Source organism: Acinetobacter sp. GW821-FHT01C12 (assembly GCF_059422625.1).
Window position 1 is genome coordinate 645,227 of sequence record NZ_JBWKXD010000001.1, and the last position, 25,013, is coordinate 670,239.

At 38.8% G+C, this 25,013-nt stretch carries 22 protein-coding genes; 15 read left to right on the plus strand and 7 right to left on the minus strand.

Annotated features, from left to right (window positions below):
• Positions 1 to 4: 4 nt before the first annotated feature.
• From AC07WY_RS03230 to AC07WY_RS03250, 5 genes are all read left to right on the plus strand, one after another.
• Positions 5 to 841, plus strand: coding sequence for a MetQ/NlpA family ABC transporter substrate-binding protein (locus AC07WY_RS03230; protein WP_494735694.1), 837 nt, complete (start codon positions 5 to 7; stop codon positions 839 to 841).
• An 11-nt stretch (positions 842 to 852) separates the two neighbouring features.
• Entirely contained in the window at positions 853 to 1,923 is a 1,071-nt protein-coding gene (locus AC07WY_RS03235; RefSeq protein WP_494735695.1) for a methionine ABC transporter ATP-binding protein, read from the plus strand.
• Entirely contained in the window at positions 1,904 to 2,563 is a 660-nt protein-coding gene (locus AC07WY_RS03240; protein WP_004720927.1) for a methionine ABC transporter permease, read from the plus strand. The genes AC07WY_RS03235 and AC07WY_RS03240 overlap by 20 nt, the downstream gene beginning before the upstream one ends.
• A gap of 349 nt (positions 2,564 to 2,912) precedes the next feature.
• On the plus strand, positions 2,913 to 4,004 hold the full coding sequence (ychF, locus tag AC07WY_RS03245; protein WP_004720929.1) for a redox-regulated ATPase YchF: 1,092 nt from the start codon (positions 2,913 to 2,915) through the stop codon (positions 4,002 to 4,004).
• Between the two features lie 461 nt (positions 4,005 to 4,465).
• Positions 4,466 to 5,077, plus strand: a complete 612-nt coding sequence (locus AC07WY_RS03250) for a superoxide dismutase (RefSeq protein ID WP_151801703.1) — start codon at positions 4,466 to 4,468, stop codon at positions 5,075 to 5,077.
• 222 nt (positions 5,078 to 5,299) lie between these two features.
• On the opposite strand, the gene AC07WY_RS03255 is transcribed toward AC07WY_RS03250, so the two are convergent.
• Entirely contained in the window at positions 5,300 to 5,842 is a 543-nt protein-coding gene (locus tag AC07WY_RS03255) for an Mpo1 family 2-hydroxy fatty acid dioxygenase (protein ID WP_494735696.1), read from the minus strand.
• Positions 5,843 to 6,174: 332 nt separating this feature from the next.
• Between AC07WY_RS03255 and AC07WY_RS03260 the strand changes: the two genes are divergently transcribed.
• Together AC07WY_RS03260 and AC07WY_RS03265 are read left to right on the plus strand one after the other, a co-directional pair.
• Complete coding sequence (locus AC07WY_RS03260) at positions 6,175 to 6,876, plus strand: Crp/Fnr family transcriptional regulator (protein ID WP_234623977.1); 702 nt, start codon at positions 6,175 to 6,177, stop codon at positions 6,874 to 6,876.
• Between the two features lie 168 nt (positions 6,877 to 7,044).
• A complete protein-coding gene (locus AC07WY_RS03265) occupies positions 7,045 to 7,452 on the plus strand; it encodes a hypothetical protein (RefSeq protein ID WP_004720938.1) in 408 nt (135 codons plus the stop codon).
• Between the two features lie 75 nt (positions 7,453 to 7,527).
• On the opposite strand, the gene AC07WY_RS03270 is transcribed toward AC07WY_RS03265, so the two are convergent.
• The gene (locus AC07WY_RS03270; protein ID WP_004720940.1) at positions 7,528 to 8,010 is read right to left on the minus strand and encodes a hypothetical protein; all 483 of its coding nucleotides are present in this window, start codon (positions 8,008 to 8,010) and stop codon (positions 7,528 to 7,530) included.
• Positions 8,011 to 8,112: 102 nt separating this feature from the next.
• On the opposite strand from AC07WY_RS03270, the gene AC07WY_RS03275 reads away from it, so the two are divergent.
• From AC07WY_RS03275 to dapC, 6 genes are all read left to right on the plus strand, one after another.
• The gene (locus tag AC07WY_RS03275; RefSeq protein WP_004821147.1) at positions 8,113 to 8,850 is read left to right on the plus strand and encodes an AzlC family ABC transporter permease; all 738 of its coding nucleotides are present in this window, start codon (positions 8,113 to 8,115) and stop codon (positions 8,848 to 8,850) included.
• A 1-nt stretch (position 8,851) separates the two neighbouring features.
• A complete protein-coding gene (gene ygaH / locus AC07WY_RS03280; protein ID WP_056510745.1) occupies positions 8,852 to 9,187 on the plus strand; it encodes an L-valine transporter subunit YgaH in 336 nt (111 codons plus the stop codon).
• Between the two features lie 168 nt (positions 9,188 to 9,355).
• On the plus strand, positions 9,356 to 9,853 hold the full coding sequence (locus AC07WY_RS03285) for a metal-dependent hydrolase (RefSeq protein ID WP_494735697.1): 498 nt from the start codon (positions 9,356 to 9,358) through the stop codon (positions 9,851 to 9,853).
• A 190-nt stretch (positions 9,854 to 10,043) separates the two neighbouring features.
• Complete coding sequence (gene purT, locus AC07WY_RS03290) at positions 10,044 to 11,252, plus strand: formate-dependent phosphoribosylglycinamide formyltransferase (RefSeq protein ID WP_244015843.1); 1,209 nt, start codon at positions 10,044 to 10,046, stop codon at positions 11,250 to 11,252.
• A gap of 26 nt (positions 11,253 to 11,278) precedes the next feature.
• Complete coding sequence (glnD, locus tag AC07WY_RS03295) at positions 11,279 to 13,945, plus strand: [protein-PII] uridylyltransferase (RefSeq protein WP_056510738.1); 2,667 nt, start codon at positions 11,279 to 11,281, stop codon at positions 13,943 to 13,945.
• Between the two features lie 28 nt (positions 13,946 to 13,973).
• Positions 13,974 to 15,143 carry a succinyldiaminopimelate transaminase gene (dapC, locus tag AC07WY_RS03300; RefSeq protein WP_494735698.1) on the plus strand — a complete coding sequence of 390 codons (1,170 nt, stop codon included), beginning with the start codon at positions 13,974 to 13,976 and terminating at the stop codon, positions 15,141 to 15,143.
• Between the two features lie 51 nt (positions 15,144 to 15,194).
• On the opposite strand, the gene AC07WY_RS03305 is transcribed toward dapC, so the two are convergent.
• Positions 15,195 to 17,417 (minus strand): TonB-dependent receptor, encoded by a 2,223-nt coding sequence (locus AC07WY_RS03305; protein ID WP_494735699.1) that lies wholly within the window; start codon positions 17,415 to 17,417, stop codon positions 15,195 to 15,197.
• A gap of 413 nt (positions 17,418 to 17,830) precedes the next feature.
• On the opposite strand from AC07WY_RS03305, the gene AC07WY_RS03310 reads away from it, so the two are divergent.
• Positions 17,831 to 19,024 (plus strand): efflux RND transporter periplasmic adaptor subunit, encoded by a 1,194-nt coding sequence (locus AC07WY_RS03310; protein WP_494735700.1) that lies wholly within the window; start codon positions 17,831 to 17,833, stop codon positions 19,022 to 19,024.
• A gap of 1 nt (position 19,025) precedes the next feature.
• A complete protein-coding gene (locus AC07WY_RS03315) occupies positions 19,026 to 22,196 on the plus strand; it encodes an efflux RND transporter permease subunit (RefSeq protein WP_494735701.1) in 3,171 nt (1,056 codons plus the stop codon).
• Between the two features lie 245 nt (positions 22,197 to 22,441).
• On the opposite strand, the gene AC07WY_RS03320 is transcribed toward AC07WY_RS03315, so the two are convergent.
• The 4 genes from AC07WY_RS03320 to msrB form a co-directional block, all read right to left on the minus strand.
• Positions 22,442 to 23,062 (minus strand): LysE family translocator, encoded by a 621-nt coding sequence (locus AC07WY_RS03320; protein WP_494735702.1) that lies wholly within the window; start codon positions 23,060 to 23,062, stop codon positions 22,442 to 22,444.
• Positions 23,063 to 23,134: 72 nt separating this feature from the next.
• Positions 23,135 to 23,980 (minus strand): AraC family transcriptional regulator, encoded by an 846-nt coding sequence (locus AC07WY_RS03325; protein WP_494735703.1) that lies wholly within the window; start codon positions 23,978 to 23,980, stop codon positions 23,135 to 23,137.
• 35 nt (positions 23,981 to 24,015) lie between these two features.
• Positions 24,016 to 24,498, minus strand: a complete 483-nt coding sequence (locus AC07WY_RS03330; RefSeq protein ID WP_096733977.1) for a glutathione peroxidase — start codon at positions 24,496 to 24,498, stop codon at positions 24,016 to 24,018.
• Entirely contained in the window at positions 24,495 to 24,914 is a 420-nt protein-coding gene (gene msrB / locus AC07WY_RS03335) for a peptide-methionine (R)-S-oxide reductase MsrB (RefSeq protein ID WP_004720961.1), read from the minus strand. Before msrB ends, AC07WY_RS03330 begins: the two co-directional genes overlap by 4 nt.
• Positions 24,915 to 25,013 lie beyond the last annotated feature (99 nt).

Consider the following 25,013-nt stretch of genomic DNA (forward strand, 5'->3'; position numbering starts at 1 on the left):
ACTCATGTCCCAAGTTTCCAAACTCAAAAACAAGAACCTGCTGATTGGTCTTGCTGTTGTCATCGTATTATTAGGACTTTTTACCTATCGTTATGTACAAAATCAACAAAAGGATAATGTACTCACGATTGGCATTAGCCCACCTTATGCCGAATTACTACAAACGGTTGCCAAAGAGGTAGAGAAAGATGGTATCCATGTCAAACTGGTCGAATTTTCAGATTGGCAAGCACCCAATGTTGCGGTACAAAACCGTGACATTGACGCTAACTTTTTCCAACAAAGTGTTTTTTTAAAGAATGCCATTAAACAAACCAATTACGATTTGCATGCTTTTGGTATAGGTAGCGGCAGCCATGTCGGTTTATATTCAAAACAATATAAATCCTTAGCGGCTTTACCTCAAAATGCTCGTGTTGTCATCCCGAGTGACCCCGTCAACTCTGCGCGTGCTTTGATCTTGTTACACCGTGCGGGGTTAATTCAAATCAAAGACATCAACAATGAACTTTCCACACTTCAAGATATTGTTTCAAAACCAAAACAGTTGAAGTTTTTAGAAGTTGAAGGTCCACAAACAGCTTTAGCTTATGATGATGCAGATCTAATTTTTGGTTTTCCGCATTACTTAAATATGGCAAAAAAAGCCGATCCGCATAGTGCCCTGTTTTTAGATCCCGTTGATAAAAAGTACGCCATTCTTTTTGTGACACGTACCGATTATCAAGACAAAAATCAAAAGTTAGAGAAATTTATTCAAGCTTTCCAAAACTCACAGCAAGTTCGAGATATTTTAGATAAAGATTTCGGCAAAGATATGTGGTTTGCAGGCTGGAAATAAGGAGAATAGAAATGGTGAGTTTCGGTTCGCATGTTGATTTTTCAGTCCCTCATATCAAAATTCGTGATTTGAATAAATACTATGATGGGCAAGATCAACAGATCCATGCATTAAAAAATATCAACTTAGATATCCCTCAAGGCAAGATTTTCGGCATCATCGGTAAAAGTGGTGCAGGTAAATCTTCCTTAATCCGAACCTTAAATGGTTTAGAAGGTATTTCTGAAGGCAGTATTCATATTCATCAACAGAATTTGGCTGAACTCAGTCATGCTGAGTTGATTCAAACACGTCAAAGAATTGGGATGATTTTTCAGCATTTTAATTTAATGTCTGCCAAAACAGTTTGGGACAATGTGGCATTGCCTTTAAAAATTGCCCATGTTGATAAAGCTGAAATTGAAACACGTGTCAACGATGTTTTAGATCTGGTCGGATTGGGAAATAAAGCGCATAACTACCCTTCACAACTGTCTGGTGGTCAAAAGCAACGTGTTGGTATTGCTCGTGCGCTGGTACATCATCCTGAAATTTTATTGTGTGATGAAGCAACATCTGCACTTGATCCTGAAAGTACCTCGGTGGTGTTATCCTTGCTGAAAAAAATCAATCGAGAATTGGGGATTACCATTGTTTTAATTACCCATGAGATGCAAGTGATTCGTGAAATTTGTGATCAAGTGGTGGTAATTGAACATGGTGAAATCGTTGAGTCAGGACAAGTCTGGTCCGTGTTTTCACAGCCTCAGCAGAAAATCACACAAGAATTGTTAAACCTAGAACAACTCGATTTGCCCTTTCCTGTGCATACAGCGTTGCAACAAGATTCAACCCATAGCATTTTAAAACTACGTTATGAGACCGATCCGAAAAACTCACCTGATTTAGTTGAACTTTTTCAGGTTTTTGAAAAATCGGTACATTTATATCAAAGTCACATCGACAATATCCAAAACCATTTGATTGGAACGCTGATTGTCGGTACTGAACAAACCCATTTAGACTTGCATAATTTACAAGAAAGGTTAAAACATCAAATTGCACAAATAGAGGTACTTGGCTATGCAAGACCAACTCATTGATTTATTGCTGACAGGAACCATAGATACCTTACTGATGGTTGGCGTATCTGCCATTGTTGCCTTTTTGATTGGCTTACCTTTGGCAGTGATTTTGGTCAATACATCTGAACAAGGGATTTATCCATCTAAAAAGATTAATCATGCATTGGGTACGGTGATTAATATTACTCGATCTGTTCCCTTTTTGATTTTAATGGTGGCGCTGATTCCTTTAACCCGATGGATTGTCGGAACCAGTTACGGAGTCTGGGCAGCTGTTGTTCCATTAACTTTAGCAGCGACACCATTCTTTGCCCGTATTGCAGAAGTTAGCTTACGTGAAGTTGATCAAGGTCTAATTGAAGCTGCACAAGCGATGGGCTGTAACCGTAAGCAAATCGTTTGGCATGTACTTTTACCTGAAGCCCTTCCCGGTATTGTGGCTGGTTTTACAGTCACAATTGTCACCATGATTAACTCCTCTGCAATTGCGGGTGCAATTGGTGCTGGTGGCTTAGGTGATATTGCTTACCGTTATGGTTATCAACGCTTTGATATGCAAATGATGTTTGCTGTGATTGTGGTCTTGGTGGCTTTGGTCATGATCGTTCAAGCATTTGGTGACAGTTTGGCAAGCCAGTTGGATAAGCGGAAGATTTAAGTTTTTCCAATTAACTTAATTCGCATCAATATAAATAAAATAGATTCAGCTTTTGCCTTGTTGAATGATACAAGGCTTATACATCTGTAGGGCGACATGGATGTCGTTGTTGGATGCAGGACAGTAACTTTACTTAATTTGATCCACTTATAAAAATCATGCTAAATCAATTGTCACCCCCTAGAATGCTCATTTTGTTCAATAAAAGTGCTGATCTCAGGCAAATATGTAGCACTTGATATATTTGAGATGATCTGATTTTAAAACTTATAGGTCGCAGACCTGACTTTGTCATGGCTTTCATGTAAAATCATCCGCAATTTTTATATAACACTTTGTGAGTTATTTCATGGGTTTTAATTGCGGTATTGTCGGCTTGCCGAACGTTGGTAAATCTACACTTTTCAATGCATTGACTAAAGCTGCTATTGCTGCGGAAAACTTCCCATTCTGTACCATTGAACCAAATACAGGCATCGTACCTGTACCTGATCCACGTTTAGACAAATTAACAGCCATTGTTAAGCCACAACGTGTTATTCCAACTACGATGGAATTTGTAGATATTGCAGGTTTAGTTGCGGGTGCATCTAAAGGCGAAGGTTTGGGTAACCAATTCCTTGCAAACATCCGTGAAACTGATGCAATTGCACATGTTGTACGCTGTTTTGAAGATGAAAACGTAATTCATGTAAATGGTAAAATTGATCCATTAGATGATATTGCAACGATTAATACTGAACTTGCACTTGCTGACTTGGAAACTGTAACTAAAGCCGTTACACGTTTGGCAAAATCTGCAAAAAGCGGTGATAAAGAAGCGCTTGCAACAAAAGCTGTTTTAGAAAAAATTCTACCTTTACTTGATGAAGGCAAGCCAGCTCGTGCAGCTGATTTAGATGATGATGAGCGTAAACTTGTGCGTGGTTTTGGTTTAATGACATTAAAACCGACCATGTATATTGCAAACGTTGCAGAAGATGGTTTTGAAAACAATCCACACCTTGAAGCTGTGAAAAAGTTAGCTGCTGAGGAAAATGCAATCGTTGTTCCGCTTTGCAACCAAATCGAAGCTGAAATTTCATTGTTGGATGATGAAGATCGCGCTGAATTCCTTGAAGCATTAGGCATGGAAGAACCAGGTCTAAATGTGGTAATTCGTGCAGGTTATAGCTTACTTGGCTTACAAACTTACTTTACAGCAGGTGTTCAAGAAGTTCGTGCTTGGACTGTAAAAGTGGGAGCAACTGCACCTCAAGCTGCGGGTGTAATCCACACTGACTTTGAAAAAGGCTTTATTCGTGCAGAATGTATTGCATATGATGATTTCATCCAATACAACGGTGAAAACGGCGCTAAAGAAGCAGGAAAATGGCGTTTAGAAGGTAAAACTTACATCGTTCAAGATGGTGATGTATTGCACTTCCGTTTTAACGTATAAACGGATCTCATGCTTTAATGAGACAGGTTGAAGACTTCTTCAACCTGTTTTTTTTCGTCATAGAATCTTTCGCTGGTTTTCGTTTAGTTTATAAATGTCTGACGAATATTTAAAACTTGTTTTCTAAATGTAGATTCAACGATCTGTTGATTGATTTGCGGACTATTTCGATCATTCATCTCATCTCTATAAGGTCAGCCCTGTTTTTAATGAAACACGTATTCAGGTTTTTATAAAAAAATCAACATTTAAAATTACAATATTCCAGTAAATATACGCGATATTTATTTACATCTTAAAACGCGCCAAACGTCTATCGCTAAACCCTGCCTCAATTGATCATCTCTATTTTGAAATCAGCTACACAATAATAAAGTTAAGTAGGTTGCACTTTTGATGTTCATATATAATAATGATAATTATTAGCATTACCACTATACTTAACATCACGGGATTAATTCATGGCTTACTCGCTTCCACAACTGCCTTATGCATACGATGCACTTGAACCTAATATTGATACAAAAACAATGGAAATCCACCATACCAAGCACCATCAAACCTATATCAATAATATCAATGCCACAGTTGAAGGCACAGCATGGGAAAAGTTGTCGATTGAAGAACTGGTTTCAAAAGTGAATGAAGTTCCTGCTGATCTTAAAAATAGCGTGATTAATAATGGTGGTGGTCATGCCAACCACTCTTTATTCTGGACAGTAATGAGCCCTCAAGGCGGTGGAGAGCCAATTAAACAAATCGCTGAAGCAATTGACAGAGATATTGGCGGTTTTGAAAACTTTAAAGAAGCCTTTACCAAAGCAGCACTGACACGATTTGGTAGTGGCTGGGCATGGTTAAGCGTAACCCCTGAAAAGAAAGTCATCGTAGAAAGCAGTGCCAATCAAGATTCACCACTGATGAATGGCAATATTCCGATTCTGGCTTTAGATGTCTGGGAACATGCTTATTATTTAAAATACCAAAATCGTCGTCCCGAATATATTGCGGCATTTTATAATGTTGTGAATTGGGAAGAAGTGAATCGCCGTTATTTAGAAGCAATCCAATGAAATACTATACAGACCATATGACGATTCCAATGTTCAATTCTTCACTGATTAAAAAAATAAAATTTTATATTGGTTGCGCCATTTTTTTCTTTGGTTTAGTGATATTTATCAAAGAATTCTTATTCTAAAACAAACAAAAATATAGAAGTCGATACCCTTTAAGTCATTTTAAATTACTGACTTAAAGGGTTTTATCATGAACTAGATTCTTTATCTTTCAAATTATTTCGCGTGTAAAGCGTCTAATGATTTTTCATCCATTGCATTACGTTGCTTTCTGGCTTCTGCTAGCATTTTTTCTTGTAGATCTTTACGAAAACCCAGCAAGAATACAAACTCAGCTAAGACAAATAATGGACCAATCGCTAAACCGACTAAATCATCAACAAATGCAGGTTTTTTCTTTTCATAAAAATGCCCTACAAATTGGAATACCCATCCTACAACAAAAGTACCAATGCTGATACTTAGCCAAGTTCCCATGCCTAATTGAGCAATTTTATAGGCAAATGGATAGGCTACTGCATAAATAAGCAACATTAAAAAGCCGAATGATTTATCCAGACTTAAATAATAAATCACACTTAAAATCAGTAGAATCAATGCCAAAGTGATTTCAAAACCTGAAAGCATCACCCCTGCTCTAGCCGTTAAACACATAATTGAAAATACGATCATCGGGATACCAATAAAATGCGTAAATACATTTTTATGATCTAAATGATAAGCTGCGTACTGGCTAAGAAGTTGTTCTAATCTGTTCATTTTCAGCGTCCTTGTTAATCTCTTCATTTCACTATATAAAAGCGCTAAGATAAAAGTTGTCGTCTAGCTGACAAGTTGAATTGATTTTTCATTTAAATTTGCAAAGAAGTAGATAACAACAGCTTTCACAATAAATTTATTGATACATTATGGCCAGTGACTCTGTCATATTCACGCTAAATTGCTGCCCTTAAAGGAGGATTGTAAATGGTTCTACTCAGTGCTTATCGCTACTAATTTTATCTAAGGAACTTTCTATCCTACTGACTATGTTGTTAGATATATTTGAAAATCAAAGCAAAGATTATCAATGATACATAAAAGGACATATTGTGCTGAATTCAACGGACCTTGAATTATTATCAAAGAATTTATGGTATTCACAACTGCCTATTCCTTTTCAACAATTGATTCAACAACAAGCCCATTATCAAAAATTTGAGCGTGATCAAGCGATTTTCAGATCAGGCGATCTATTTAATGGTATCTATGCGGTCTTAGATGGTCGGGTACGCTTAGGCTATATTGATATTGAAGGAAATGAATCCGTTGCTGCTATTGCAGAACCGATTATGTGGTTTGGAGAAATTTCTTTGGTGGATCAGCAACCACGTTCTCATGATGCCATTGCTGTTGGAAAATGTTTAATTTTACATCTCCCCAGCCAAGCGATTCAGAAAATTTTAAATGACTATCCACAATATTGGTTCCATATCGCCCAATTGACCAGTCAAAAACTTCGCTTTGCTTTTTTAGAACTCATTTCAATTCAAACCCAGCATATACGACAACGATTAGCTCAGCGTTTGATGTTTATCTTAAACGGCTATGGCAATCATATCCGTATTGAAAATAACATCATTCATTTATCACAAGAACAATTGGCATTGCTGCTCAAATGCTCACGTCAGACCATTAACCAAGAATTACATTTACTCGAACAACAAGGCGTTTTAAAAATTGCCTTTAAAAAAATAGAAATTTTAGATATCAATCAATTACATTCTATCGCCCACTCACTCGGCCAACTCTAATTTAACATATCACTTTTCCACTTTTAGACAAATATTAAATTCACCTTAAACGGCTGGAATATATAATCATTTTATAAATAAAATATACAAATTATTTATTCTACTTTGTGAAAAATACAATTATATTTTAGCTAGGCGCTAATGCCATCTCAATAAAAGTTGAAATAAATGAAAAAAATCACAACATTGCTCACAGCGGGATTATTCACTGTACTTAGCGCTTCTGCATTTGCATGCCCTAAAGGTACAACATTGGTTGGTGGTACAGGCCCAAACCATAAAGGCGGCAAATGTGTTGCGGCAAATCCTGCAGCTCAAGCGACTCAAAAAGCGACGGCTGCAAGCACAAAAGCCAAAGCTGATGCAACTCAAGCAAAAGACAAAAGTGTAGCTGCAACAAAAGCTGTTGAAGCGAAACCGAAAGAAGCAGCGACAAAGCTAAAAACTGAAACTGCTGCAAGCAAAGCAAAAGCTGAAGCAACAACCAAAGCAGTGAAAAATGACGCTGCTGCAAAATCAACTGCTGCTAAAGACAAAGCAGTGAAAACAGCATCGACCAATCCGTTAAAACCTTAAGTAACACCGAACGTACTGAACATAGATCTGTATCAATAAAAAATGGCGCATATTTGCGCCATTTACTAAGATCCTTTAAAAAATATTATTATTTGCCTTGGTATTGCCTAAACTTGGATTTTCAATTGCATCTTTGCACTGGGCTTTATCACGCTCATATTGCGCTTGATTTTTTTGCATTTCACCATCTTTTTCCAATGTCGATCTTGCCCAAGTATCTAGACTGGTCATGGCTTTACGACACAAAGCGTATTTACCTTCTGTCACTGAATCGGTCATTTTGACATTGATACGCCAGTCGGTACTTAATTTCCGTAAAGGTTTACGTACATTGTCTTCAATCAAATTCAATTGCTTACGGTAGACAAAGGGTTCCACCTGATTAATCAGTTTCCATGCTTCATTGGCATAGGTTGTCGCATCATTGGTTAGTTTTGGCGCAGCTTTAATTTCAACTTTTTCTTTAGGTTCAGAAGATGAATTACCACATGCTTGTAAACCTAAAACACCTAACACCAAGGTCATACTCAATAATAATTTCGACTGATTTGCGAACATAAAGTTACGCCTAAATAAACATTTCGCTACTATGCTAGTAAATTCGGGTAGAATACACAATCTTGATTTTACCTTTTGTTTTACTCTCGTTTTAGGTGTCCTGTGTCAGAGCACAATCCCTCAGTCCAAACTGCTGGCTTTTGGCAAGGCGCTAAAGACAGTCAAGCCATCATCTTTACTTATCTGCCTGTATCTTTTGCCTTTGGTGTATCCGCGACCCAATTTGGTTTTAGTGCATGGGAAGCCTTATTTCTATCTTGCTCTATGTACGCTGGTGCTAGCCAATTTCTTGTGGTTGCATTATTGGGCAGTGGTACATCTATTTGGATGACAGCACTTACAGTCATTGCACTGGATATTCGCCACGTACTTTATGGGCCAGCCTTACAAAACCTGATTCAAGACCGTTTAAATCTAAAAAAGACCGCAGTATGGGCCTGGGGTTTAACCGATGAAGTTTTTGCGGCTGGAATGATTAAACTTTCCCAACGTCGTCAAGAATGGTCAGAGTCTTGGATGCTAGGACTCAGCTTGTTTAGCTGGATGTCATGGGCCTTGGGTTCATTTTTAGGTGGTTTATTTGCAGATCAAGTCAGCGACTTGCCGCAATTTTTACAAGCTGCTTTAGACTTTTTGTTACCTGCATTGTTCCTAAGCTTCTTACTGGCAGCCTTTGAGAAAAAACATACTTTTGTGGTTGCCGTATCTTTAATGGTTTCCGCATTGGCTTGTTATTTTATCAACATGTCGGCAGCAATTTTTATTGGGATTGCATCTGGGATTTTAGCGGGATTATTTAAACATTATGTTTTAAAGCAAACTGATGAAGTGAGTATTTAAAATGGATTTACAGATTATCTTGGTGGGGATATTGGTCGGTATTGCAAATTTTGCTTCACGCTTTGGTCCATTCTATCTGCTGCAAAAAAGCCAACAACACACACAAACTCGTGGTGCAACATGGTTAAAAATTGCATTAGGCAGTATTGGAATTGCAGCAATCAGTTCAATGTTAATTGTCGCCACTCTCCCACCATTGATTGAAACCCCAAATAAAAGTTTTGCGATGTTGGTGGGCTTTATTGTACTCACAGGATTATATTTTAAATTTAAAAGAATTGTTTTAGCGACACTCACAGCAGCATTGGCCTATGGTTTGGTCTATACCTATCTGTAGTTTTGTTGATTAAAGCATATTTTAATGCATCAGCAGATCAGCGTGTAAATTTAAAGTCTTTCGGATTTAAAATGCTTTCATCTAATTAATTTACAATAAAAAACCATGTGAATTAATTAGTTGTGTATGATTGCTTTCAAATAAAATATTTAAAATACGCAACTTGATATGTTTATCGCACACTTACCTTCTGGCTATATACTGGCTAAACTTTTACTCAAGAAATTTAAACAGACAAAAATCACCAATAAAGCTTTCTTTACGCTGATTATGTTTGGTGCAGTTTTTCCTGATATTGATCTATTCTATTTCTATTTATTCGATCATAGATCAGTACATCACCATAAGTATTTTTTACATTGGTTTTCATTTTGGATTCCAATCTTTCTAATCGCTTTATGTTATTTCATCCATTCAAAATACACTGCTAAACCTGCCCTGATGATCAGTCTTTTTTCGGGTGCTGCCCTGCTACATATCGGCTTGGATACTTTTGTAGGTGATGTTTGGCTTTTTGCACCGTTTATTGATCAACCCTATGTGTTTTTTGAAGTCAGCTCACGTTATCAGCCGTGGTGGCTAAACTTTATTCTGCATTGGTCGTTTTTTGTAGAATTACTGATCTGCCTAATTGCGTTGATTCTGTTGGTTCGTAAAAAGAATTGATCAAAAATTATTGATCTGTTTTCTTGCGCAAATTCAAAGCCACTTCATTTGTAGTGGCAAACCGCCTATAAGCTAAAAACTTTATAAAAAAATCTGTTAGACAATATCATTATTTTATGTCAATCAGCCCTTAACACACGCCTGAGTTCTGCTATGCTAACAGTCCAAAAGACAAGCATGGAAGAATAGCATGAGCGTTACTATTGGTACCCCACTTCAATCATCTGCATTTAAAGTTTTACTGTTAGGTTCAGGAGAGCTTGGTAAAGAAGTGGTGATTTCATTACAACGACTTGGTGTCGAAGTTCACGCGGCAGACCGCTACGAAAACGCACCTGCCATGCAAGTTGCTCATTTCTCTTATGCCTTAAACATGGCTGATGCAACAGAATTAAAAGCTTTAATTGAAAAAGTAAAACCCAATCTTATTGTTCCAGAAATTGAAGCGATTGCTACTCAAGTATTAGTCGAAATCGAACAACAAAATATTGCAACCGTGATCCCTTCTGCAAAAGCAGTGAATTTAACCATGAACCGTGAAGGGATTCGTCGCTTAGCGGCGGAAGAACTTGGTTTACCCACTTCCGCTTACCGTTTTGCCAATACCTTAGAAAGCTTCCGTTCTGCATGTGATGACATTGGTTATCCGAACTTTGTTAAACCTGTAATGTCTTCCTCTGGTAAGGGGCAATCTCGTGTCAAAGAATATGCAGAAGTAGATGCGGCTTGGGAATATGCTCAAACTGGCGGTCGGGTAAATCAAGGTACAGTCATCGTTGAGTCACAAATTGACTTTGATTTTGAAATCACCTTACTCACTGTACGTTCGAAAAATCCAGAAACAGGTGAAATTGAAACCGCTTATTGTGATCCAATTGGACATCGTCAAGATTCAGGCGACTATGTAGAAAGTTGGCAGCCTCAAGCAATGACTGAAACAGCTTTAAATGAAGCCAAACGCATTGCCAATAAAGTCACTGTAGCACTTGGTGGCTGTGGAATTTTTGGGGTAGAACTGTTTGTAAAAGGTGATAAAGTATGGTTTAGTGAAGTATCACCGCGTCCACACGATACAGGCTTAGTCACACTTGCATCACAATTCCAAAGTGAATTTGAATTACATGCACGTGCAATTTTAGGTTTACCAGTCAATACTGAACGACATAGTATTGCCGCAAGTGCTGTAATCTATGCAGGTATGGATGCAAACAATCTTTTATACTCTGGCTTAGATCTTGCTTTGCAAAATCCTGCGACAGACTTACGCCTGTTCGGTAAACCTGAAGGATTTAAACGTCGTCGTATGGGCGTGGCAACAGCACGTGCTGAAACAACAGACCAAGCACGTGAACTTGCACAAGAAACGGCTGCAAAAGTCACTGTTCATTTAAACAACTAGCCAATATATTTGCGGACAAGACATCCATGATCAACACCTCTCCTCTGTTGGAATATGTAACTGATATACATGACATTAAAGCGATTAATCAATGGCGTAGCGATGTCGAACAACAGTTAAATGAGGCCTATGATCATGGTACAACGATACGCGAAATTGTGCGTACCCGTTCAAATGTGGTGGATGAAGCCCTTATGTTTCTATGGAAGCATTCAGGGCTAGATCAAACAGATCTCGGTTTATTTGCTGTTGGTGGCTATGGGCGACGCGAAATGTTGCCCTATTCCGATGTCGACATCATGATTCTTTCAGAAGAAGACCTTTCTCCTGAACAAGAACAAACGGTGACGCAATTTATTTCTACACTTTGGGATGTGGGAAATTTTAAACCGGGTGTCAGTGTACGTACCATCCGAAGTTGTTTTGAACAAGCCACCAATGATCTCACTGTGGCAACCTCGCTGATTGAAGCGCGATTAATTATTGGCAATCAACATCTGGCAAGATGGCCTCGTCGTGTCGTTTCCCAAACTTGGACAGACAAGACTTTCTTTGATGCCAAGATGGATGAACAAGCGCAACGTTATGCGCAACATAACAATACTGAAAGCAATTTAGAACCCGATATTAAAAATGCACCCGGCGGTATTCGGGACATTAACCAAATTGGCTGGATTGCCAAACGACATTTCCGAGTCAATCGTATTTACGACTTGGTTCATTTGGGTTTTATTTCTGAATTTGAATTGGGCGTCCTAGAAGAAGCTGAAAACTTTCTTTGGGAAATCCGCCATCATTTACACCGTTTAACCAAACGTGATGAAAATCGCTTATTGTTTGATTATCAACGTGATATTGCAGCTAAATTTGGCTATACACGAGAAGATGATCATCATCCAAATTATCCAATTGAACAGTTCATGAAGCGTTATTATCGAACCGCGCAACAGGTTTCGACCTTAAATGAAATGTTATTGGCTTATTTTAATGAATCGGTGATTACCCCACGCTTACCCGACTATGAACGTAAAATCGAAAATATTAACGAACATTTTAAATTGGTTGATGGCAAGCTTGCCGTTCAACAACATAAAACCTTTTCCGAAAATCCAAGCGCTATTTTAGAAATTTTCTATATCTTAGCGAATCGCCCTGAAATCGAGGGTATTCGTGCACGTACATTGCGTCTTTTGACTTTAGCTGCAAAACGCATTGATCAAGCATTTCGTGATAATCCGACCCATCAAGCATTATTCATGGCGATCATCCGCTCTCCATATCGTTTATATGAAACCATGGTGGCAATGAAGCGTTATGGTGTATTAGGAAATTATATTCCTGCATTTGGTCAAATCATGGGGCTGATGCAATATGACTTGTTCCATATTTATACCGTCGATGCACATACCTTACTGTTAATTCGTAACTTAAATCGTTTTAAAGAACCCGGCTTTGCCAAAGACTATCCTGTTGTCAGTTCTGTATTTCAACGCTTAGTCCGTCGTGACATCGTATTCCTTGCTGCATTATTCCATGATATTGCCAAAGGCCGTGGTGGAGATCACAGTGAACTTGGCGCTGAAGATGCAATTGAATTCTGTCTTGCACATGGGTTTACTGAGCGCGAATGTAATCTGGTTGCTTGGCTCATCCAAAATCATTTACTGATGTCGATGACCGCACAGAAAAAAGATATTTCTGACCCAGATGTGGTGAAAGAGTTTGCTGAAAAGCTTGGTGATATGGAGCATTTAGATTATCTCTATACGCTGACAGTTGCCGATATCAATGCCACCAATCCAAAACTTTGGAATACATGGCGCTCTTCTTTGATGCGTCAACTCTATACCCATGCGCGTGATGTAATTCGTTCTGGTTTGGGTCGACCTGTTGATTATCAAATGCTGATTGAAGATACCAAATTCTCTGCAAGCGAAGTCTTGGTGGATGAGTTTCCACTCGATCAAGTTGAAAAGGTTTGGCAAGAGCTTGGGGACGAATACTTCCTTAAAGAATCTGCAGATGAAATTGCATGGCATACCCGTGCAATTTTGCAACACGGTGACAATCCTGCACCATTGGTGCTCATGCGTGCGCACCGTAAAGCAGCACAAGATGCTGTACAGATCTTTATTTATACTCAAGACCAACCCAATCTGTTTGCCACCACAGTGGCAATTTTGGATCGTATGAATCTGGATGTCCAAGATGCACGGATTATCACTGCAACCAAAGCCTTTAGTTTAGATACTTATGTGGTCTTGGATCGTTTCGGTACCTTATTAACCGATCCTGAACGTGAAGAAACAGTCAAACAGGCGTTAATTAAAGCCTTAAGCGAATCAGATAAATATCCGGGTTTGATGCAACGTCGTATTCCACGTCAACTTCGCCACTTCGACATTGAAAATACTGTGGATGTAACACTTAACGAAGCTTTGCAGCAAAATATGGTAGAAATCTCTACCCTCGACCAACCGGGCTTACTTGCACGCGTTGGTGGTTTATTTATGATGCAAGGTTTAGACATACATTCTGCTAGAATCGCCACACTGGGTGAAAAAGCAGAAGATATTTTCTTTGTCACCAAAAAAGATGGCACCCCCCTCACTGAAGCTGAGGCTGAAGTCTTTACCGCAAAATTAAAAGCGGCATTAGATGAAGCATCCAATCAAATCTGTGGGCAACATTAATCTTACTTTCTATCGTGGTAATTGTTTCATGAACTCTAGTTTGTCTTTATTACATCCTTATCCATTTGAAAAGTTAAGCCAGCTTTTTCAGGATGTAAAACCTGCAGATTTACCTTTGATCCCACTTTCAATTGGAGAACCAAAGCATCCTGCTCCTGAGTTTGTGAAGCAATCGATCATTGATAATTTTCAGCACCTTTCAACTTATCCAAACAGCAAAGGTTTACCAGAACTTCGTGAAAGTATTGCTCAGTGGCTAACCCGTCGTTTTAAACTGAATGCGATCAGTGCCGAAGATCATGTCCTTCCAGTAACAGGCACACGTGAAGGGATTTTCTCTTTTGTACAGGCCTTGATTAATCGTGATGATGTACCTTATGTGGTAATGCCTAATCCGTTCTATCAGATTTATGAAGGAGCGACTCTTTTAGCTGGCGCCAAGCCATACTTTGTCAACTGTACCGAAGACAACAATTACCTCGGTGATTTTGATGCTGTACCTGCTGAAGTTTGGGAAAAAACTGCACTTTTGTTTGTTTGTACGCCGGGAAATCCTACTGGTGCGGTACTTTCAAAAGCTCAATTCAAAAAGCTAATTGCACTTTCTGACCAATATGACTTTGTGATTGCCTCTGATGAATGTTACTCAGAATTGTGGTTTGATGAAGCACCTATCGGTTTATTGGAAGTCTGTGCTGAATTAGGTCGTGACGATTATAAAAATTGTATCGTATTCCATTCACTGTCTAAGCGTTCAAATCTACCGGGTATGCGCTCAGGTTTTGTTGCTGGGGATGCAAACTTACTTAAACCTTATTTAAAATTCCGCACTTATCACGGCGCTGCAATGCCAGTCCAACATCAATTGGCTTCAATTGTTGCTTGGAACGATGAAACACATGTTGAAGAAAATCGTAGACTGTATCGTGCTAAGTTTGATTTGTTCCAAAATGAACTCAGTCATCTTTTACCCTTACAAAAGCCCGATGCAGGTTTCTATTATTGGTTAAAAGTCGATCATGATGAAAACTTTGCCAAAATGTTAATGGAAAAAGCCAACATTAAAGTTTTACCAGGGCGTTATTTGTCTCGTGATACTGAACAAGGCAATCCTGGTGAAGGTCATGTTCGTATGGCATTGGTCGCAGATATTGCTCAATGTGAGCAAGTGATTCAACGTCTAAAAGCTATTTTATAAAAATATACTGTTATAAAAAATGCCCCAAATTTGAGGCATTTTTTATGGGGTTTAAAAATCAAAAGCTGCACTTAACATGAATGTACGAGGTTGCCCAGCAACCAAGTACCCGTTATTGGTGTTAGAAGTACTGTTGATGTTGTCGAATAGACCAACTGATGACCAATAATTTTTATCGAAGACATTATTTACGCGGAAATTAAAAGTTGTCGGTGTTTGCCCCAACTGAGTTTTATATGTCGCACCAAGATCTAAAGTTGTCCAATCACCTACTTTCAATTTGTTGTCTAAACTTGCATAAGTCGAACCTGTATAAGTGACTTGAGCATTTAAAGACACATCTTGAACTGTTGGTAATTTCCAATCAGCACCAACATTTGCTTGAAATTCTGCAACACCCACTTCCTTTTTATTATCGTAGTTAACATTTCCTGTATTTTTTTGCTTTGCATCAATCCAAGTTGCACCACCTAACACTTTTAAAGAATCAGTCAATTGACCAAAAGTATTGAGTTCAACACCACGATGTACATATTTACCCGCATCACTAAAAATACTGTTTTCAAGTACTGCGCGCTGCTTATCGATATCAAACAAACTTAGGCTTGCACCAAACTGATCATTTTCATATTTGGCACCAATTTCTTTTTGTTTAGCAACGAATGGTTTGAGTGTTGTGGTTTCTTTCGTTGTTGAATTGGTATTACTCAAACCTTTAGCTAAAGATTCAATATAATTTGTATAAACTGAAACTTCAGGCAGAATTTTATAACTTAGACCTAAAGCAGGGGTAAACTTACTCTCATCATATTCGCCAGACTTAATTGAAGTTCCATAATTATAATTTTCTTGCATGATGGTTTGATAACGTCCACCGAGCATAACTGTTAATTTATCATCTAAAGCTTTGAGGTTATCGCCAATGGCAATACTTCTTAAACGCGTCCGAGTGGTTAATTTAGGCGTATCTAAGTTATTCCCAAACAATGCATTTTGTGAATAAGCAGGTTGATCATACTGAATTGGATTATAGATATTGTTGGCTAATGTATTTTTATAGTCCATCACATAAGCATTGCGGGTATTCTGTTGAAATGCTGATGCAGAAAGCACTAAATTATGTTCAATTGAACCTGTGTTTACTTTGCTACGCACACCAACTTCACCAGTATTGACCATATCTACACGTGCATTGTCAAATCGATAAATGGTCCCCGCGCCTGTTGTCTGATTGGTCAAGGTCATATTTGCTAAACTGTTTTGCTCTTCGCCATGTCGAAAACCATAAGCAGCGTAAGCCGTTAAATTATCAGCTAAATCATATTCAGCACGATAACTTCCAAAAACATCCTCTTCATTTGAATACGTCCATTTTTGTGCAAAGTTATCTGAGCCATCAATTGCTTTCGGAATCTCAGTAATACCCGCGCCTAAAGTCACGTTTGGACGAGTCGCTTTTAAACGATTATTCACATAACCCATATCGCCAGAAAGACGTAAACGATCACCGCGGTAATCCAAGCCTATAGAAGCTAAACCTAAAGATGCTTGTTCATTATCAACAGCCGTATCACCACCATGATATGCTGTGTTTACACGTACACCGAATTGTTGATCTTCACCAAAACGGCGAGAAATATCATTGGCAATATAACCGCCATTAAAATCCGTACCCACTGTGACACGATTGAGTGGTTCGTTACTTGCACGTTTCGGCAATAAGTTAATTGCACCACCAATCCCACCATTACTTGGCATGGCGCCATTTAAAAATGAGGATGCCCCTTTTAATACCTCAACACGTTCAAACAGCTCCGCAGGAATATATTGACGTGGTAAAATTGAATATAAACCGTTATAGGCTGTGTCGTCTGAACCCAAGTTAAAGCCACGAATATAATAGTTTTCTTGGAAATTACCAAAACCGCGTCCGACACGAACACTTGGATCTGCTTTTAAAACATCCCCAACACTTTTTGCTTGCCGCTCTTGAATATATTGATTGGTATAGCTGGTTAGATTAAACGGCGTATCTATATTTTTCTGATTGCCAAATATCCCAACTTTACCGCCAGAAGCCACTTGTCCGCCGGCAAATGCTGGCATTAAACCCTCTGCTGATGCATCTGCACTTGCGACTACTGTAATCGTACTCAGTTGTTTTGCATTGCCATTGCTCGATTGAGTCGATGAAGCATCTTGTTGTTCAGCATGCGCAATTGCAGCACTTGTCGCCACTGCCATCATCACAATTAAGGGTTTAATTTTTCGCATAGGAGGCTCTAAAACAGTCATCTAAATTAAGCCGCCATATTAAATGATAATCACTCTTACTTAAACTTACTTTCTCATTTTATAAGCGTGATTTTTTAAATAAAAAAGCAAGATCTCATGGTATTTATTTATTAAAAAATATTATAAATCTCAATTAGTCATGTAGTTTTTATATAAAATAATGCTTGTTTTTATCATTTTTATATTAAAAACATATAAATAATTTTATTCATTCACGTGATCTAATAATCAAGGCCTTAAAACAACAAATATCACTAAATTCAACGGGCTCTCTATAGCAAAATTTAACCGCTTAACTTTCAAAAAATCACATTAAGCGCTGTATTGCAACTTGACCAAACATAGAGCCTTTAGAGATACTCAACTTATCTCTACTCATTTAAAAAACTAAAATGAAATCGCATGACCCAATGAAAAAAAAGCGCATAAACTCAAAACTCGGGATCATTATTGCAATTATTTTTATTGTGCTAATCGTGGCTTTTATTGGATGGAAATCTTCAAATAAAAAACAGCCTTCTCCAGAAAATGCAGCAACATCCGCTTCTAGTGCAAAACCAGCACTGACTGTAACGGTGATACAACCCGAGCTACAAAACTGGAAGCAAAACTTTACAGCCAATGGCAATATTGCTGCATGGCAAGAAGTGGTGATTGGCAGTGAACTTTCGGGGCAACGAATTACCAAAGTCAATGTTAACGTTGGAGATAGCGTACAACGTGGGCAAGTTTTAGCTGAAATTAACAGTGAAAGTATTCGTGCTGAATTGGCGACAGCAAAGGCCAATTATGCAGAAGCGAAAGCTGTACTAGCTGATGCCAGTATCAATAATCAACGTATTCAACAACTCAAAAATACTGGTGCAATTTCACAACAAGAAGCGACAAAATATTTGACTTCTCAAAGTACAGCACAAGCCCGCTTAGATGCAGCCAAAGCCCAAATTGACAGTAATCAGCTTCGTTTAACGCAAACTCAAGTGATTGCACCCGATCATGGCGTTATCTCAGCACGTACAGCAACAGTTGGCTCATTGGCACAAACGGGACAAGAACTGTTTCGCTTGATCCGTGATAACCGTTTGGAATGGCGTGCCGAAGTCACCTCGACAGACTTATATAAACTTAAAAAAGGTATGACAGCGCATATCACCTCACCTGATCCTAGCCGTTCAGCCGTTTCAGGTAGCGTTCGCATGATTGCACCAGTCATTGACCCGCAAACACGTTATGGCTTGCTCTATGTGGACATACCAACCACTGATGCTGTTCGTATGGGTATGTTTGTCAAAGGTGAGTTTGATCTAGGCGAAAAGCCAGCACTAACAGTGCCTCAAACCGCAGTACTTTTACGTGATGGTTTCTCTTATGTGTTTATTGTCAATAAAGATAATCGAGTAACTCAACAGAAAGTCACACTTGGTCGACGTTTAAATGATCGTGTTGAAATTGTTGATTTAGCAGCAAACACTCAACTGGTTGCATCTGGAACAGGATTCTTGTCAGATGGTGATTTAATCAAACGTGGTCATGCCATTCCAGATACACCATTGACCAAACAACTCGTTAGCACGCAGGAGAAATAACATGAATTTCTCCGCTTGGTCGATTAAAAATCCGATTCCCGGTATCTTGCTTTTTATCATGCTCGGTTTAGCCGGTTTGATGTGTTTTCATTGGATGAAAATCCAACAATTTCCCGATATTGAATTACCAATGGTTACTGTTACTGCAGCTTTACCCGGTGCAGCACCACCGCAACTGGAAACAGAAGTTGCACGTAAAATTGAGAACTCGATTGCAACTTTACAGGGACTTAAAAATCAATATACCAATATCCAAGATGGTGTAGTTACCGTAACTGCCGAGTTCCAACTGGAAAAACCACTGCAAGAAGCTGTTGATGATGTCCGTAACGCGGTTTCACAAGTACGTTCAGATTTACCTGCAGATCTTCGTGATCCGATTGTCAGTAAAATCAATCTTTCAGGTTCACCGATTCTCACCTACACCATCCAATCCCCTCGTATGGATGAGGAAGCACTGTCTTGGTTTGTAGATTATGACGTTGCACGTGCAATGTTAAAAGTCAAAGGCGTTGGTGCGGTTTCTCGTGTAGGCGGTGTCACGCGTCAAGTTGAAGTTGAATTAGATCCTGAAAAACTCTTAGCGTTAAATGCCACTGCAACAGACATCACCCGACAATTACGCCTTGTTCAGCAAGATGCTTCTGGTGGGCAAACCAAAATAGGCGGCAGTGAACAGTCTATTCGTACCATTGCCACAGTAAAAACTGCTGCTGAAATTGCAGCAATGGATATTGCCTTGAGTGATGGTCGCCATATTCGGCTGGATCAAGTTGCCAACATTCGCGACGGCATTGCTGAACGACGTTCTGCTGCACTGTTAAATGGCCACCCTGTGATTGGCTTTGAAATTACCCGCAGTAAGGGTGCAAGTGAAGTTGATGTTGAAATCGGAGTAAAAGAGGCACTTGAAACATTAAAAGCGGCGCATCCCGATATTAAAATCACTGAAGCATTTAACTTTGTAAATCCTGTGGTTGATAACTATAAAGGCTCAATGTCCTTGCTATATGAAGGCGCACTTCTTGCAATCTTAGTGGTTTGGCTGTTTTTACGAGATTGGCGTGCCACGATCATTGCGGCAACTGCCCTGCCTTTGTCCATTCTACCTGCCCTAATTGGCATGTATTACTTAGGTTTTACTTTAAATATTGTCACACTGTTAGCCATGTCGTTGGTTGTGGGAATACTGGTTGATGATGCCATTGTAGAAATTGAAAATATCATCCGGCATCTTCGAATGGGGAAAACACCTTATGAAGCGGCCATGGAGGCAGCCGATGAAATTGGTTTAGCCGTGATTGCCACCACTTTCACCTTGATTGCAGTGTTCTTACCCACTGCCTTTATGAGTGGTATTGCAGGTAAATTCTTTGTGCAATTTGGCTGGACAGCGGCTTTGGCTATTTTTGCCTCACTCTTGGTGGCACGCTTACTGACGCCTATGATGTCAGCCTATATTCTTAAACCTTGGGTTGGTAAAGTTGAAAGTCATCATGACAATCAAGTATTAGATGATCAAAGCCAACCAATCAAAGATCATGGTGATCTTGAACTTCAACATGATCGTGCCAAAGATGGTCGGGTGATGCGCGCCTATATGCGGATGGTCACGTGGTGTTTAAATCATCGTTGGATCACCTTAAGCAGTGCCATCATATTTTTTATTGCTTCACTGATGCTCATCCCATTACTCCCTACAGGCTTTGTTCCACCACCTGACACTGGGCAGACCCAAGTGCGTGTTGAGCTTCCACCAGGTTCACAATTTCCAGATACCTTAAAAGCAGCAGAATACGCGCGTAGTTTAATTAAGGATCATCCTGAAATTAAAAGTGTCTATACCACGATTGGCGGTGGATCAGCAGGTACAGATCCTTTTGCGGGTGGTGCATCAAGTGAACCAAGAAAAGCAACCTTAACCATTCAAGTCACAGCACGTTCAGACCGCGCTGCAAGTTTGCAAAAAATTGAAAATGACTTGCGGCAACGTTTAGCTCCACTGCCTGGTGCACGAATTCAAGTTGGTATTGCAGGCAACAACAGCCAATATCAAATTGCGCTGTCAGGTGATGACCCAGATGTATTAATCAGTACAGCACGTCAGGTAGAACGAGAAATCCGGACTATTCCAAATATTGGTAGTATTACCTCAAGCGCAGCACTGATTCGCCCTGAATTGGTGATTCGCCCTGACTTTGCAAAAGCTGCGGATTTAGGCATTACCACACAAAATATCGCTGAAACTGTGCGTATTGCCACGGCGGGAGATTTTGATCAGAACTTGGCAAAATTAAACCTCTCGCAACGACAAATTCCGATCGTCATCAAACTGCCCCTGTCTGCACGTCAAGATCAAGATCTGATTAAACGCTTGATGATTACTGGTAGTAAAGGTCCAGTGATGTTAGGCACCATTGCACAAGTCAATATTGAAAGTGGGCCTTCACAAATTGACCGTTTTAACCGTTTACGTAACATCAATTTTAATATTGAGCTCAATGATCAGCCTTTAGGCGATGTAGCGGCTGCTGTAGATAAACTTCCAACCATCAAAAACTTACCTCCGACGGTAAAACGTACCAATCTGGGTGATGCCGATGTGATGGAACAGCTCTTTGCAAGCTTTGGTTTAGCTATGCTCACAGGCGTATTGTGTATCTATGTGGTCTTGGTGCTCCTGTTTAAAGACTTCCTGCAACCGATCACCATTTTAGTGGCATTGCCTTTGGCACTGGGTGGTGCGTTTGTGCTACTGCTTTTAGCAAAAAGTAGTTTTTCGATGCCAAGTTTGATTGGTTTAATCATGTTGATGGGAATTGCCAGTAAAAACTCGATTCTTTTGGTCGATTATGCAATTATCGCCCGCAATGAACGGCAGTATTCACGTATGAATGCGCTCTTAGATGCCTGCCATAAGCGTGCACGACCCATTATTATGACCACTTTAGCGATGGGCGCAGGTATGTTTCCGATTGCCTTAGGAATAGGTACAGATCCAAGTTTTAGAGCACCGATGGCAATCTCTGTAATTGGTGGACTGATTACCAGTACCTTCTTGTCGTTATTGGTTATTCCTGTTGTGTATACTTTTATTGATGATATTCACAACATGTTATTCAAACGCAATAAAGCTAATAAATCAAAAGAAGCAAGCGTATCTCATTCTTAATTTTTAAAATTGAATCAGATGACAACATAATGTAAAAGAGAAAGCCTATCTAGATCTTTATTAGACTTCTTTCATAAGTCCTTTTTTAAACCATAAATCAACATAAAAGCGCCCTCATCCTAGCCTTCTCCCAAAGGGAGAAGGAACTTTCAATACCAATATGATTCACTCCACATGATTATTTTTTGATTTATCAAAGATCTTTATTAGATAGACATTTTTTTATTTGGGCTAATTTTATTTGATTAATTCAGCAACAAAGCTGCGGCAAATAAGCCAAAGCATAAGGATGAAAGATAATAAATATATTTGATTTTGGTTTTAAACCAATGCATAGCTTTATTTTGAGTCATCAATCGCACCAGAAACAAGTTCCAGATCAAAACTACACTCACCATCCACAGACAGGTTAAAGTCAGTTGAACAACATTATAGTGTTGATAAATTGCCATAATAATACTGCTATAAAACAGGATATTTTTAGGATTTAATAAACTCGACTGTATCCCCAGCAAGACATATTTTATCCATGCAAAGGTGGGTTTATTTTGGTGTTCTAGATGGTAATCCACTGTTAGCTTTGCTTGTTGTGCAAATATAAAACATCGATAAGACAAATAGCTTAAATAAGCAATACAGCCCCATTTTACCAACTTTAAAATTTCATCATCAAATTTGCCAAGAAAAAACAATGAGCTCAAAATAAGGCCAATCACGGCAACATTTCCCAAGACTATCCCTAAACAAACAGCTCTCGCCGCATGTGGCCCATTTCGAAACAATGAGGTTAAAATAAGAAAAAAATCAGGGCCCGGTGAAAGCAAAGCAATAAAATGGGCGACAATCACAATAATGAACAGTTGCATTACTCGATCCAAAAAATATTTAGATAAGCTTAAATATTTTTAGAACCTATTATCTTGTAGATAATTGCGCAGTTAGAGCGTGACAAACTGAGCTTGAAACTGCTTCGGTGTGATTCCAGTATGGGATTTAAACACATGATGAAAATGACTTTGGTCTGTAAACCCCAAATCATGTGCAACTTGAATAATTGCTTCTCCAGACTTCAAACGCTTTCTGGCTATATTTATTTTTTGATTTAATTGATACGCATGTGGTGTTAAGCCAAAATTATTTTTAAACAAGCGAATAATGGCATAACGACTAATCCCGAGACTTTGACTGAGATCTTCTAAAGAAAGCATCTGTTTACTGTGATTCATATCATCAATCATTGCACCCAAATGCTTTTGAAAATAATCAGACTGCTTTAATAACGTAAATTCAAAATTGGGCAATAATATTTCACTCAGCACTTCAATTAATTGTTGTTGTTTGAATAAAATCGATATGGTTGGATCAAATAACAGCTGATTTAACTGCGTAAATGCTTGGTATATATGTGAGTTTGTTAAAATTTGTGGTTTTAGCAATGGAATATGATGGGGATAAAGCTGCTCAATATCTTTGACTAATTCTGAAAAAAGTTGAGCAACCCAATGTGCATCTAAATGCATCATTTGATAACTCCATGCTTGATTTTCCAGTGGATTGCATGCGTGTTCCACCTCAGCAGGAATGATCACTACGCTTCCTGTTTGAATTTGCTCCTCACTGGCAAAATAGCTACTAAAGCGGCTTATTCCACAATCTACGGCACCAATCGAAAAGGTCGGATGGCTATGTGATTTATAGCAAATACGGCTTTGACATGCCCTACGTGTTTCGACATAGGGCATTTGCGGATCAGTCCAAAATTCAACTATAGTGTCTAATTGCATTATATCCTCAGTCTTATTTTGGTCTTTACAACAGGTTATTCTGCTAAAGCTTTTTCAATATCCTGTTCTATATCCTCAGGCTTCGTGGTTGGTGCATAGCGGTTAATCACTTCGCCTTTCTTATTAATTAAGAATTTGGTGAAATTCCACTTAATACCACTACCGAGTATGCCCTTACTGTTATTGGTTAAATAACGGAATATCACATGTGCTTCAGGTCCTTTTACATTTACTTTAGCGAACATTGGAAAAGAAACACCATAATTGCGTTGGCAATAAGCGCCGATTTGCTCATTTGTACCGGGGTCTTGTCCACCGAACTGGTTACAAGGAAATCCTAAAACTTCAAGACCTTGGTCTTTATATTTCTCGTAAACCTTTTCTAATCCTGCAAATTGTGGAGTAAAGCCACATTTACTTGCAGTATTTACAATCAATAAAACTTTTCCTTCATAATCAGAAAAAGATTTATTTTCACCCTCTAACAGCTCAGCCTCAAACTGATAAATGTTGGTCATGGATACGTTTCCTCGTCGCCTTTTTCTTGTGATTTTAATTCTAAAGAAGCGGAATTTACGCAGTAGCGTAAGCCCGTTGGTTGTGGTCCATCTTCAAATACATGCCCCAAATGAGCGTCGCAATGATGGCATATAATTTCTACACGTTCCATACCATGCGAATGATCATCTTGTTCTTCTATAACAGTATTATTGATCGGTTTAAAAAAGCTCGGCCAACCACAACCACTGTCATATTTGGTTTCTGAAGAGAATAATTCTTCCCCACAACATCGACATACATAAGTTCCATGCTGCTTGGAATTCCAATACTTTCCAGTAAAGGCAGGTTCAGTGCCCTTTTGTCGAGTGATTTTAAATTCCTCTGGTGATAACTCTCTTTGCCATTCTCGGTCTGTTTTATTGAGTTTTCCCATCATTAAACTCCTTTAAATCTTTGACATTCAATGTCATGCTTCAGTACTTCCATATTTACGCTAGAGCTTGGAAAATTTCTAGCTAAATTTCAACATAGA